The organism is Pseudomonas sp. FBCC-B1667 (genome assembly GCF_059133255.1).
This window is the reverse complement of sequence record NZ_CP101437.1, coordinates 3,131,183-3,144,079: the sequence shown is the minus strand read 5'-3', so window position 1 is coordinate 3,144,079 and position 12,897 is coordinate 3,131,183. Positions and strand designations below refer to the sequence as shown.

Annotated in this window: 11 protein-coding genes; 8 read left to right on the top strand and 3 right to left on the bottom strand. The window is 57.4% G+C overall.

From position 1 onward, the window contains the following. Positions 1-66: 66 nt before the first annotated feature. Positions 67-1,068, top strand: a complete 1,002-nt coding sequence (locus NL116_RS14240) for a FecR family protein (RefSeq protein WP_494377723.1) — start codon at positions 67-69, stop codon at positions 1,066-1,068. 56 nt (positions 1,069-1,124) lie between these two features. Here NL116_RS14240 and pvdQ read toward each other — a convergent pair whose 3' ends face one another. Then, positions 1,125-3,470: a bifunctional acylase PvdQ gene (gene pvdQ, locus NL116_RS14235; protein ID WP_494377722.1), complete on the bottom strand. Its 2,346-nt coding sequence runs from the start codon at positions 3,468-3,470 to the stop codon at positions 1,125-1,127. Positions 3,471-3,696: 226 nt separating this feature from the next. Here pvdQ and NL116_RS14230 point away from each other — a divergent pair, with 226 nt between their 5' ends. After that, on the top strand, positions 3,697-4,098 hold the full coding sequence (locus tag NL116_RS14230; RefSeq protein WP_494377721.1) for a fe2+ zn2+ uptake regulation protein: 402 nt from the start codon (positions 3,697-3,699) through the stop codon (positions 4,096-4,098). Here the strand turns inward: NL116_RS14230 and NL116_RS14225 are convergent. Continuing rightward, a complete protein-coding gene (locus NL116_RS14225; RefSeq protein ID WP_494377720.1) occupies positions 4,088-4,276 on the bottom strand; it encodes a hypothetical protein in 189 nt (62 codons plus the stop codon). The genes NL116_RS14230 and NL116_RS14225 overlap by 11 nt on opposite strands. A 156-nt stretch (positions 4,277-4,432) precedes the next feature. Here NL116_RS14225 and NL116_RS14220 point away from each other — a divergent pair, with 156 nt between their 5' ends. The 6 genes from NL116_RS14220 (at position 4,433) to NL116_RS14195 (ending at position 11,922) form a co-directional block, all read left to right on the top strand. Continuing rightward, positions 4,433-4,570 carry a hypothetical protein gene (locus NL116_RS14220; protein ID WP_494377719.1) on the top strand — a complete coding sequence of 46 codons (138 nt, stop codon included), beginning with the start codon at positions 4,433-4,435 and terminating at the stop codon, positions 4,568-4,570. 264 nt (positions 4,571-4,834) lie between these two features. Beyond that, the gene (locus NL116_RS14215) at positions 4,835-6,076 is read left to right on the top strand and encodes an MFS transporter (RefSeq protein ID WP_494377718.1); all 1,242 of its coding nucleotides are present in this window, start codon (positions 4,835-4,837) and stop codon (positions 6,074-6,076) included. 21 nt (positions 6,077-6,097) lie between these two features. Then, complete coding sequence (locus NL116_RS14210) at positions 6,098-7,228, top strand: LuxE/PaaK family acyltransferase (protein WP_494377717.1); 1,131 nt, start codon at positions 6,098-6,100, stop codon at positions 7,226-7,228. A gap of 1 nt (position 7,229) precedes the next feature. Then, the gene (locus tag NL116_RS14205; RefSeq protein ID WP_494377716.1) at positions 7,230-9,644 is read left to right on the top strand and encodes an aldehyde dehydrogenase family protein; all 2,415 of its coding nucleotides are present in this window, start codon (positions 7,230-7,232) and stop codon (positions 9,642-9,644) included. Between the two features lie 53 nt (positions 9,645-9,697). Further along, positions 9,698-10,987, top strand: coding sequence for a phenylacetate--CoA ligase family protein (locus tag NL116_RS14200; protein ID WP_494377715.1), 1,290 nt, complete (start codon positions 9,698-9,700; stop codon positions 10,985-10,987). Continuing rightward, complete coding sequence (locus NL116_RS14195; protein WP_494377714.1) at positions 10,987-11,922, top strand: GNAT family N-acetyltransferase; 936 nt, start codon at positions 10,987-10,989, stop codon at positions 11,920-11,922. Before NL116_RS14200 ends, NL116_RS14195 begins: the two co-directional genes overlap by 1 nt. Here the strand turns inward: NL116_RS14195 and NL116_RS14190 are convergent. Beyond that, a complete protein-coding gene (locus tag NL116_RS14190) occupies positions 11,911-12,837 on the bottom strand; it encodes a LysR family transcriptional regulator (RefSeq protein WP_494377713.1) in 927 nt (308 codons plus the stop codon). The genes NL116_RS14195 and NL116_RS14190 overlap by 12 nt on opposite strands. Positions 12,838-12,897 lie beyond the last annotated feature (60 nt).

The following is a 12,897-nucleotide window of genomic DNA, read 5'->3' as shown; positions in this document are numbered from 1 at the left end:
TTGCCATGACGACTGTTCTCGCAGACTGACCCGCAAGGTTAGAATGCCGGAAATCAGGATGAGTCAATGACCGACAATTCTCTATCTCCAGACGACTATGACGCGATCACCGATGCCGCGGCGCATTGGTGCATGCGCTTGCATGCCATCGACTGCACGACTGAAGAACGGGTAGCGTTCGAACGATGGCATGACGCCCATCCGCTGCATGCATTCGAATATGAAGCCATGCTGGAGATCTGGGAGGTCGCCGGAGATCTGCCGCGCCCTGATGCCGTCAATCATGCTGCGCACCTCAAACCTGTCACGCCTTGGCGCAGTCTCGGCATTGCCGCCGCCGTGTGCGCCCTGGCGTTGCCGCTGGCGGCGTACAGCGGGTGGAGTTTGGGTTGGTTGCCCAACTCATACCAACACTTTGAAGCCGGTGATACGGTCCGCCAGGTCACCCTGAACGACGGCAGTCAGGTGGAACTGAATCTTGGCAGTGAGCTGACGTTCAGCAACTACAAGGATCAGCGCCGGGTCACGCTGAAAAAGGGCGAAGCCTTCTTCAGCGTCAGCCATGACACGACTCACCCTCTGGTCGTCAAGGCCGCCAGTGGCAGGATCCGGGTCACCGGGACCCGATTCAACGTCTGGATGTACGAGGACCAAGTCCGTGTGAACCTGATCGAAGGGTCGGTGCTGGTCACCAGCAACGACGACCTGCCCGGTGATGGTTTACGTCTGGGTCCCGCCATGCAGGCGCGCTTTAAACAAGGTGACTACACGCCGCAAATCAGTCAGACCTACGCCAACGATAATTCGCTGGCCTGGCGCAGTGGCAAACTGGTGCTTGATAACCTGGCACTCATCGATGCCCTGCCGTTGATCAATCGTTACCTGAGCAAACCCGTGATGGTGGCCGACCACAGCACCGGCCAGATCCGTCTCGGCGGTATCTACAACATCAAGGAGCTCAACAACCTGGTGGCGTCCTTGCCCAAGGTTCTGCCGGTTTACCTGACCCGCAACAAGGACGGCAATCCGGTCCTCAACTCCATGCCGCTACAAACCCCTAAAAGCTGAAGGCCGCAACCCTTGTGGGGTGCGGCCTTCGTTTTTTGATCCAGGTGCCTTTGCAGTTAATGCGCAGCCAACTTTGCTGCTTTTCCATCCTGCTCGCGGATCGTCTGCGCCTGATACTGCGGGTCTGACGTTATCTGCTGTTCGGTAAACGGCAGCACACTCCATTGCTTCTTCGAAAACGCCAGCGTCTGGTCCCGCGCATACCTCGACCCCGGATCGCTGGACAACGAGAACGCCAGCAACCCTTCAGCGTGCGGTCCTTTGTCATCGAAGGTCACCACCTGCAAGTAGCTCGTGCCACTGATCACTTCAAGTTTGCCATCTGTTCTCGGCACGCTTTGAATGGCGTTGTAGATGCCCAATGTGCCGGGTCCACCATGGATCGGCGTTTGCTGACCGCCGCTGCTGACCACCTGAACATCCCCCCAACGTGTGGCGGGCTTTAATCCCTGGGTTTTCACCCGTTCAACCGAAGCGAGCATCGCCTCGCGAAGAGCCTTGGCAACATCCGACCGGTCAATGGCCAGGCCTCTCGGGGTGTTTTGCGGATCTTCGGGATCAAACGCCACGCGCCAGATATCCGGATTTTGCTGCAAGGGTTCCATGACATTCTGGAAGTGGACAAAACCCAGCCCGCTGTCCAGATTCGCACGGCGATCCCACGCCTTGAAGCTGGCACACAGCGGCTTCAGCGCCGTAGCATCGCCGCCCAGGTCACCCGAACAGAACTGCAGCAAATCTGGCATGATCTGCCCGGCCAGGTACACCTGATCGTCCATCACCATCCGTTGCAAATCCGCCGACGTCACAGGCCCGGACTTGTTGAGCGTGCTCAATCGATCCAGTGCGAAACGCGAGCGCAAGCCCAAAGGCTCGCCTTCCTGGCTGATCAGCGGCGAGAACCCGGTGAGCGGTTGCGCCGGATTGACCATCCAGGCGGAATCATTGGAGTGCTGCACAAAATCCCTGCGCGACAACTGCGGTAATTTATCTGCGGCATAAATGCCTTTTTGCGCCGCTTGCGGGTCAATGTCCCAAGCGCAGGCACTGTTGGAGCCGTCTAGCACGATCATTTGCAACCCGGCCCCTGGATCGCTGCACCGGGCCAGTTTTTCGGCATTGACGTTTGGCACCACCGAGAGGTTCATGTACAGCGTTTGCCCCTGATCATCCACGGCCAGGGTGTTGACCCACGGAATGCCCTGGAGGGCGTGCACCGAGGCCTGAAAATCCTTGAGGCTGTTTGCCTGGTTCATCGCATACCACTGCTGAAGGACCCGATCGTTATCGAGGTTGGCATCGCGCAGGCTGTACGCGTATTGATGATCCCACGCCAGTTTTCCGGGCCATTGCACGATCGGGCCGAAGGACGTGCTGTACACCACATGAGAAACCGGCAGGGTCTGACCATCCGGTTGCTGCACATCCACCACCAGGGTTTGTTGCTTCATCGGCAAGGACTTGCCGTCGAGCAGGTAGCGGGTCGAATCCTTGGGATCAAGCTGCAGTCGATACAGCGTGAAGTGTTTGGATGAGTCCACGGTGTGGCTCCAGGCCAGGTGCTGGTTGAACCCGATGTTTATCATCGGCAACCCTGGCAGCACAGCGCCCATCACATCCAGTTTGCCGGGAATGGTCAGGTGCATCTGATAGAAGCGCATTGCGCCGACCCAGGGGAAATGCGGATTGGCTAGCAGCATCCCGCGACCGTTGAGAGAACGCTCGCTGCCGATGGCCACGGCGTTACTCCCGCGATCCAGCGAAAACCGCTGCATGCGCGAGGCCGCCACCTGGAACGACGACAACTCAGCGGACAATTGCGTAACGGCTTGGGGCGGGGTGGCACCCGCCAACGCTTCGGCGAACTGCCCTACTCCACCTTCGACCAGCAGACGACGGGTCAGCTTGACCAGGTCCTGGGCCGTCATCTCGCGCACCCAGGTTCCCTGACACTGTGCAGGCAAACCCTGTGCCCGGCGTTCTGCCAGCGAACGGTTATATCCGGCGACGTAACCGTCAATGAGTTGCTGTACTTCGGGCGTTTGCGCCTGCCAGAAACCGGCAACGGCATCTGGTGTGTTCAGCCAGGTGAAAAACAGGTCGCTGACCAGATTCTCGCGCTCTTCGGCAGTCCGTTGTTCCGGCCCGAAATAGCGGGAGCGCTCACCATTGACGGTGACAATTTCGTTGGCCAGCAAACACAGGTTGTCCTGCGCGTAGGCGTACCCGATGCCATAACCGAGCCCCCGTTCGTTGACGGCGCGAATGTGAGGCACGCCGAAACTGGTGCGGCGAATGTCAGCGCTCGCCTGTTCTGGCTGACTGCGGGCGTTTGCCGCAAGACTCAACGCCACTAACAAACCCGCAAGGCTTAGCCTGGTTAACTGCCTGAAAGTAATCACACCCGCTCCTGATCGAATAGACAAACACCCAGCCTTCTTTCAGGAACGAAACAAAAGACAAAAATTTAGGCTCGCAAAGCCATTCCAAATAGCTTTCTCACAGGCTGCTCACATGGCGCTGACAAATTTTCTACATTTGGGCCTTCATTATTTGTCGTGCTCATACGTCTAAATGACTGAGAGCCCCCTTCACATTTTCTGGCCGGCTCGGAAAAGGAGTTTTTGCATGTACAACTCGCAACTGCCAATGGACGGTAGCAATGCACCCTCGGGCCCTGCCATAGGCTCCGGTATTTTCGAACCGCGCGGCGAGCGCAACGCCAATGAGCGTATCCGGTTGCTGCTCAAAAGCTTTGGCCTGCGCACCAGCCTGATTCGCCTCAAAGTCATCGATGCCCTGCTGGTCGCCGCCGAAAGCGACCGCAGTCTCGGCGTGCGGGGCGTGCACAGTCAGTTGCTGGACCTGGATATTCCCTTGTCCTTTCTCAGCGTGCGGGAAGTGTTGAAACGTTTGTGCAGCGAAGGCGTGATCACGCTCAATCCGGACAAAAGCTACAGTCTGCATCCGCACGCTGTAGCCATGCTCCATCGCGATTCACCCGTTGAAGATACGTCGCTCAAGGCTTGACCTTGCGACGCATCACGCCGTTGATCACCACCACGACCACCGCCACACCAATGGCGATGTACTGAAACAGCTTCTCGCTGATGACACCTTCGTTTTGCAGATACGAAAGGCCGAACATGATCCCCAGCACAACCAGAGAGATCAAAATCGAGTATTTCAAACGTTGCGATTGAGTCATTGCGAGTTCCTGAACCTGAAAATGTATCCACTTTGTATCCGAACGCATGCCAGCCCCCTACATTTCTTCGGGGATGGCGAGCTGTAAACGGGGTCTCATGTTACAGCCGATGAAGAGATTTGGCTTCATAGCGGCGCTAACCATGAGGATTTCGAAATGTTTCGTCGAATCACACTGCTGATTCCCCTGATCGCACTGTTGGCCTTGAGTGGCTGCATCGTTTTCCCCCACGGCGGTTGGCACGGGGATCACCACTATGACCGTGGCGGGCCCGGTTATTACGAGCATCGATAACTTCCGACCGGAATAAGGGCTATACATTATTTACTTTAGTGCGTAGGAACAATCCGATAACTTCTTAACTAATGCCCGCGCTGTCGCGGGCATTTTCGTTAAACCCATTAATACTTTCCGCCCTGTGATTCACATTGCATCATCTTGCAAACAGCTGAAACGTCCTGTTTCAATCCTTCATTAGAGCCCCCCCTGATCGCTGGATACTCTTACCGCGCAACAAGAGCACACACCCATTAACTCGCCGCAAAAAACAGGGAACATATGAACAGGCCTTTGATCAATATAAGCCCGTATCATTTGCTTGGCTTTTGCTTCGCAATAACGTTTTTCGAATTACTGACTTATATGGCCAGCGATATGGTCATGCCGGCCATGTTGACTGTCACTCATGACTTGAATGCAAGTGCACAACATGTCCCATTCGCTTTCAATCTGTATCTGGCAGGAGGGATACTCTTGCAGTGGCTTATCGGACCACTGTCCGATCACGTTGGTCGCCGTAGAATGTTACTTATCGGTTCGGCGGTATTCGCCCTCGCCTGCAGTGCTGCATTCAGTGTGCAAAGCATTTATGCGTTCAATGGACTACGCCTGATCCAGGGCATGGGATTGGGGTTTGTCATCGCCGTCAGCTACCCGGCATTGCAGGAAGTGTTCTGCGAAGCGGACGCGGTAAAAATCATGGCATTGCTGGGAAATGTCGCACTGCTTTCTCCCCTCCTCGGCCCGCTATTGGGCAGCCTGCTGCTGGAATGGCTGACCTGGAGGGAACTGTTTTTACTGCTGGGCGTGAGCGGCATGGCGGTCTGGCTGGCACTTTATGTGTACATGCCGGAAACCGTGGGAACGTTACGCCATGACGGTCAACGCCTGATGACCGTGCCGTTTGAATGGGGTGGTACCGTGCGCCGTTATGCCGCACTGCTCGGTAACACGCGATTCCTGAGCGCCAGCGTCGCACTGGGCATCATGAGTTTGCCGTTGATTGCCTGGATCGGGTTGGCGCCACTGTTGCTGATGCACAACCAAGGACTTTCGCCGCTTGCGTATGGCCTGTGGCAAATCCCGGTGTTTGCCGCGGTCATTCTTGGCAACCTGATACTCAATCGATTGATCGCCAAGACCGACATCCCACAACTGATTCGATACGCGCTCTGGCCGTTCTGCGGTGGGCTCATCGCGTTGATCGCGCTCAGTGCCTACGGCGTCTCGACCCCGTTGCTGATCGGTTGTCTTGGGCTGTACGCGGTCGGTCTCGGCATGAGCAACGCCGCACTCTATCGCCTTGCGTTGTTCTCAAGCGATGACAGCAAAGGCCTGGTCTCGGCCATGATCGGCATGATCTCGATTGTCATCATGGGGGGCGGTGGTTCGATGCTCGCGGCCGTCGGCGCTGGTTACAGCCATGAATCCTTCTCCCTGATGGCGGGCATCGCCGGGCTTCTATGCCTGTTGCCCTTGCGGTTTTTTCTACGCCGCAACGCTGTCGCACTTACCGTCTGATCCCCAAGCACAGGTCCACTGATGATCCATTTACCCTATACCGATGCGCTTTGCGCGTTAACGAAACCCTATTGCCTGGATTCGGTACCAGACGGCCTGTTTGATCGGGCGATGAGTGAAATCAGTCTGTTCCATTGCCAACACACGCCAGGCTATGAGCGCTGGCTGCACGCCAATGGATTTGATGCCAACGCGCTGGAATCGATGGATGACTGGTCAAGACTGCCGCCGATTTTTGCCAACTATTTCAAGCGCCATTTATTGCTGGGTTCTCCGGGAAAAGACGCACTTGAGCTGACGTCGTCCGGGACCAGCGGCCAAAAAAGTCGCATGCGCTATGACACACGCAGCATGGCTGCCGCCCAAGGCATGGTGAGCCACATTTTTCGGCACTACGGCTGGGACACTCCAGGCAGCCCCTGCAACTATTTGCTACTGAGCTATGAACCCGAGGCAGTCATTAGCCTTGGAACCGCTTTCACCGATCAGTTTCTATGCAGCTATGCCCCCGTCAACCGAGTCGCCTATGGACTGCGCCGCACGGGAAATGGGCACGCGTTCGACCCGTTCGGGGTTGTCCACGCCTTGCAGCAATTTGCTGAAGAAGGCTTGCCCGTGCGCATTCTCGGGTTTCCAGCGTTCCTGTCCCATGCGTTGAAACATATGGACGACACCGGCCTGACGGACCTCAAGCTGCCGAGCGAATCATTGGTGTTTCTCGGGGGGGGCTGGAAAACCCAGGCGGCGCAGGAAATGTCTCTGTCAGGGTTGTATCAACGGATCAATCGCCAATTGGGTATCGACCTGACTCGCTGCAGGGATGGCTACGGAGCCGTCGAGCATGCCGTGCCTTACGTCCAGTGTGCTCATCAGCATTTTCATGTGCCGATCTACTCGAAAGTCTTCATACGCAACGCCGCCGACTTCACCGTTCAGCCGTATGGTCGGCGCGGCTTGCTTGAGCTCGTGTCGCCCTACATTTCTTCAAGCCCGGCGCATGCCGTGGTGATGAGCGATCTGGCGACATTGCACCCCGGCGCAAGCTGCGGGTGTGGCTTGACGACCGACTGGTTTGAGCTGCATGGACGCGCGGGAACAACCGCTAGCCGAAGCTGCGCAATGGCCGCGTCCGAACTGATGGGAGGGGCATGACATGTACTTGATCAATGGCCAACTGCGTAGCGATGTCACCCTTGAGGCGACCCTTGAGCAACTGCACCAACAATTGCCACGGCTACTGAGTGCACCGATCGACAGCGAAACCGTGATTGAAACCGTCACTCGTTTTGCCCTGCAATTGCAGACTCGAACAGTTGATTTGCCCCTCAACGATGAACAACGCCAAGGGCTCGTCGACTTCTGTCAGCGCAGCAGCCTCAGCACCAAGCTTGAACGAGAACTGGGCGACCAACCCCGTTCGCTACGACGTATCGACTACCGGCAAACGAGTTTTGAAAGCTGGCACCCGCTGGGGCTGGTGGTGCATGTGACGCCAGGCAATGCACCGCTGTTGGCGTTCTGCGCGATCATCGAAAGCCTGCTGGCCGGCAACATCAATTGGCTGCGCCCCAGTTCCAGCGACGCAGGAGTGACCGCTCGGTTACTCGCGGCACTGGTGCAGTGTGACACCAGCGGCAGGTTGGCAGATTTCGTCGCGGTGCTGCCTGTCAGTACGGCACAGATCCCTGAACTCTGCACGCACGCCGATGGCGTGTCAGCCTGGGGCGGCGAAGCGTCCCTTAAAGCCCTTCGTCAACACATCCCGGCCGGATGTCGCTGGATCGACTGGGGTCACAGAATCAGTTTCGCTTACCTGTCGCCAGACGCGGCCACTGCCTCTACGCTGGATGCCTTGGTGGATGAAGTCTGCAGTCTGGATCAACAGGCTTGCTCCAGCCCGCAATGGCTGTTGGTCGACAGTGACGATCCCATGGTTTTGCAGGGGCTGGGTGAACAAATGGTCGAAGCGTTTGAACGCCGTGCCCGGCAGTGGCCGGCACTCACCCCGACCGATCAGGAAGCTTCGGAAATCACCACCCGATGCGCCATGGCTCGACTGGATCTCTGCTTTGCAAACCAGACCGGCCAGGTCTGGAACGGCCCGGGATGGCGCATCATCTGGGAGCATGATCAAACACTGGCCCCATCGCCACTGTTCCGCACGCTGATGCTCAAACCCGTGCCGCAACACTTGATCGCCGAGGCGCTGCTGCCGTGGCGTACCGTGTTGCAGAGTTGCGCGCTGATCTGTTCACCCGCACAAGCGCCACAGCTGGTACGCACACTGGTCAACGCGGGGGTCACGCGCATTGCGCCCTGCGGTTCTATTCAGGATGGTTACGCCGGAGAACCGCATGATGGTGTGTACGCGCTGTCGCGTCTGAGTCGCCGTCTCTCGGTGAGCCTGCCGCCCGATGTGGCAGGGGGCCGCGCAACACTCGACGTGCGTCCGACCGCTCCCGACTTACACCAGCTGCCGATCCTCGATAAAAACGCGTTCATGGCCCAGCCCATCAGTGGCGCAGCCCAGCTGTATTTTCGTTCGGGTGGCAGCAGTGGCAACCCGGCGTTGGCCGGGTACAGCTATCGCGACTTCGAGCGCCAAATGCGCGCGGCGGCCGACGGCATGTTCGCCGCCGGCCTTGACCCATCGACGGACCGGGTGATGAACCTGTTTTACGGCGGTGGCTTGTATGGCGGGTTTTCCAGTTTCACCAAGGTGCTTGAGCAGATGGAGGTGACCCATTTCCCGATGGGGGCACCGCCAAATGACGACTTTGGCGAAATAGCGCAAATGATCGCGGACCACCGCATCACCGTGCTGATTGGCATGCCGAGCACCTTGCACCGTCTGTTTTTCAACGAACAGGAACGCCTGCGCGTTTACGGTGGCATCCAAAAAGTGTTCCTCGGCGGTGAACACCCGGCAGAGGCCAGCCTGCGCCTGATGGAAAGTTGTGGAGTGTTGCAGATTCGCTCAGCGATGTATGGCTCGGTCGATGCCGGCCCTTTGGGGCATGCGTGTGCAGCGACGGCCAATGGGGTATTTCATTTGATGTGCGATACCCAGCATCTGGAAATCGTCGAGATCGAACAGGATGTGCCGGTTCAGGCCGATGACATCGGACGATTGCTGTTTACCTCCCGGGCGCGCCAAGGTCAGAACGTGCGCCGCTATGACGTAGGCGATACCGGTCGCTGGGTGCCCGGCCCCTGCCCTTGCGGACTTGAATCGCCGCGGTTCGAATTGCTTCAGCGCCACGGCAAGCTGCTGCGGATAGGCACAGAGTTCATTTCGCCATCGGCGCTGCAAGAACGAGTCGGCAGACCGATTCAAATTCAGCTGGACCACGCACTGGACGGCATGGAACGGCTGCGGGTTTTAGTCAATTCAGACAGCGGCAATGTTCGCCAGTCCCTCTTGACCGATGAAGCCTTGTCGAACGCGGTAAACAACGGCTTTTTAACAGTAGAAGTTCAAGAGTGTGCGGAATCGGCTTTCACACGAAACAAGCACAGCGGCAAAACACCCTTCGTTATTGATAATCGAATACAAACAGACCGCTGATTTGCAACACCCTGTCTTTTAACCGTAGACATGCCTGATAAAAAGTGAGCCCCGTGAATTCCATTTATTCGCTTGAACAACTCGTGCCCTTCATAAGGCAGCATTCGAACTTTTACCGCAAACATCTGCAAGACTTGCCCGTGGGCGAAGTTACCTTGAAAGCGCTGCCATTAATAAACGCGGATGAATATTGGGCAGACAGTCACGACTTGAATAATTGGCCCGTGCTCACAGGACACATGAACGATGGCCTGGTGTTTAAAACCGGGGGCTCGACCAGTCACGGCAAACTTAGCGTTTATACCCCCACTGAATGGCAGACATTGGTCACCCCATTTGCACACAGCATTTCCTCTCAACTGAAGAACGGCGACCGAGTCGCCAATCTGTTTTTTTCCGGTGATCTTTACGCCAGCTTCGTGTTCTTCCACGACTCACTCGCCCACGTCACACACTCGATTTGCGAGTTTCCCTTCACGGGCAATGTCGACATGGACGTACTGGCTGATGCCGTAGATCAGCATCGGATCAACGTGCTGGCCGGCGTACCCGCCCAGTTGTTGCAATTTGCCGCCTACCTGGGTCGCCATCAACGTGTACTGTGCGGCGTCGATACGCTGCTGTACGGCGGCGAAAGTCTGTTCCCCGCGCACATCGCCATTCTCAAGACAGTACTCCCCAACGCGCGCATCGCTTCCGCCGGCTACGCCAGCGTCGATGCCGGCCTGATCGGGGCCAGTAGCCGTGACTGTGCCTTGGGCGAGCATCGGACGTTTGAACCTTACACACTGCTGGAAATTGTCGATGAACACACCGGCGAAGCCATCGAAGAGTGTGACCGTACCGGTTTGCTGGTGGTCACCAGCCTGACGCGCCGGCTTATGCCCCTGCTGCGGTATCCCGTGGGTGACCGCGCTTGCTGGCGCGAGCCAAGCGCCACGCCGATGCGCAAATTCACACTCAAGGGGCGCAGTGCCCACAGTCAACGGGTTCGGGTAGGGACATTGTCTTTGCTGATTGATGAAATCGTGTTGATCGTGCAGCGCATCGCCGGCAGCGATCAATGGCAGTTGGTGATCGAGCAAGAGGGCGTCAAAGACCTCGTGACAGTGAAGTGGGTGCCTTCCATGCCATCCACCGACACCGTCCACCTTTGCAGTGCGCTGCATGATGCGCTGGCCGCCCATTATCCCGGCCTTGGTCAGCTGAATCGCCAAGGGTTGATGGAATTGCGCGTAGCGTCCTGTGCAATCACCGATTTGAACCTTCATCCACGCTCAGGCAAACAGATGCGCGTCCTGGACTTGCGCGAGTATGGCTCGCCGTCAACGGAGCTTGCGTGATGTCGGCACTCGTTTATCGTCGCTACCAGCCGGGGGATGCAGCCGCCGTAAGCCAGTTGTTTCGCCAGATCTACGGAGAATATTACCCTCGACCAGACGTTTATCTGCCGAACATGATCAGTCAGCAAAATGCCGACGGCCAATGGTTCTCGATGCTGGCGGTCGACGGTGAACGCGTGCTGGGGCATGCCGCGTTATGCCGTGACTTGTTGTCGGACACACCTGAGCTGGCCCTTAGCGTGGTCCACCCCGCGGCGAGAGGGCAGCGTATCGCGACACAATTGGGACGAAGATTGTTGTTGCAGGCGAATGCACAACAGAACAAGAACGTCTTGATCAAACAAGTCACGCACCATTCCCATACACAACGTATGGCCCACAGCATCGGCTTTCACAGCACGGGTTTGCTTCCTGACTACGCGCCGTCCCCGCTCACCACGCCGCTGCTGGAAACCATTGTGATCGGCTGTTATCTGGCTGAGGGGCATAGACGCCCGTTGCCCGACATTCAATGGCCTGAAAGTTGTCGCAGGCTTATGCAACGCTTATGCGATGTGTTCGGGACTTATCGGGCCACGGCGTTGCCAGCACCGATGCCGCTGCAAATCAGGCAACACTACCAACGCCACGTCGTTGTCATTCAGCGCTTGAGCGACGCATTGCTGGATCAACTCCGGAGTTTGCCCGGCCATTGGCTGATTTCGGCGAAAGTCGAGCTGTCACGCCACTTCGTCGAGGACCTGCATCGTTTGACGATACTGGGTTTCACCTTCAGTGGATTGATGCCCGCCCTGCACAGTAACGGTTGGTTTGCGCTGTTTCACCGAGGGGCGCAGCCGCGTCACCTCTCTCTGCATTGCCCTGACATGCAACAGTTGCACGATAACTTGCAGCGCAACGTCAGGGCATTGGACAGCACCTGCTCAGCCGCTTGACCTTCTCCTGTGAACGTCAAGACCCGGCTGCGCGCAAAGCTCCACCAGCCAGTCGACAAACACCCTCACCCGCGGGGACAACTGGCGGTGAGGCGGATACAGCGCCGTCAGCGGCATCACTGGTGGCGGCACTTTTGCGAGCACTTCACACAAACGGCCTTCGTCGAGCTGACGGGCAACGTGGTAATACGGGGTCTGAATCAATCCGTACCCCGCCTCGCACGCGGCCAGGTAACCGTCGGCACTGTTGACCGCTATCTGTTTGGGCAAATCCATGAGTTGAACGTCATCATCAACCTGGAATTCCAATCCAAATCGCTTACCGGTGGCGGCGGAGAAATACTCCACCATCCGGTGACCTTCGAGGTCTGCCAGACACTGAGGCGTTCCATGGCGTTGCAAGTAGTCAGGGCTGGCACACGTCACCTGATCCAGCATGACCAACGGACGCGCCACCAATGAATCATCCAGCGCGGCGCCGCCGCGCAACACGCAATCGACGCCCTCGCGGATCAGATCAACTGGACGGTCGTTCAGACCGATTTCCAGTTCGATCAAGGGATAACGTCGGGTGAACGCCGGCAACGCGGGAATCACGATCAAGCGCCCAATGCCTGCCGGCATGTCCACCCGCAACAACCCTTTGGGATTGTGTCGAGCGGCGGAAAACACCGCCTCAGTCTCTTCAAGGTCTGCCAATAGCCGCACACAACGCGGGTAAAAGGCCGCGCCGTCGAGGGTCAGGCTGATCTGTCTCGTGGTGCGTTGCAGTAGCTGTACCCCCAGATGCGATTCAAGCTGCTTGATCAAGACAGTGACCGAGGCGCGGGGTAATTGCAGGCTGTCTGCCGCTTTGGCAAACCCGCCCAGTTCGACGATTCGGGTAAACACGCGCATGGCGTTAAAACGGTCCATTGGTCTGGCAACCCCGAGGATTATTTAGAAAATACGAACAGTGATAGCAGTTTTAGCCGG

Bases quoted from the DNA above. Each gene is read 5' to 3' on its own strand.
- NL116_RS14240 (WP_494377723.1), top strand. From the start codon at position 67: ATGACCGACAATTCTCTATCTCCAGACGACTATGACGCGATCACCGAT.
- NL116_RS14230 (WP_494377721.1), top strand. From the start codon at position 3,697: ATGTACAACTCGCAACTGCCAATGGACGGTAGCAATGCACCCTCGGGC.
- NL116_RS14225 (WP_494377720.1), bottom strand. From the start codon at position 4,276: ATGACTCAATCGCAACGTTTGAAATACTCGATTTTGATCTCTCTGGTT.
- NL116_RS14220 (WP_494377719.1), top strand. From the start codon at position 4,433: ATGTTTCGTCGAATCACACTGCTGATTCCCCTGATCGCACTGTTGGCC.
- NL116_RS14215 (WP_494377718.1), top strand. From the start codon at position 4,835: ATGAACAGGCCTTTGATCAATATAAGCCCGTATCATTTGCTTGGCTTT.
- NL116_RS14210 (WP_494377717.1), top strand. From the start codon at position 6,098: ATGATCCATTTACCCTATACCGATGCGCTTTGCGCGTTAACGAAACCC.
- NL116_RS14205 (WP_494377716.1), top strand. From the start codon at position 7,230: ATGTACTTGATCAATGGCCAACTGCGTAGCGATGTCACCCTTGAGGCG.
- NL116_RS14195 (WP_494377714.1), top strand. From the start codon at position 10,987: ATGTCGGCACTCGTTTATCGTCGCTACCAGCCGGGGGATGCAGCCGCC.
- NL116_RS14190 (WP_494377713.1), bottom strand. From the start codon at position 12,837: ATGGACCGTTTTAACGCCATGCGCGTGTTTACCCGAATCGTCGAACTG.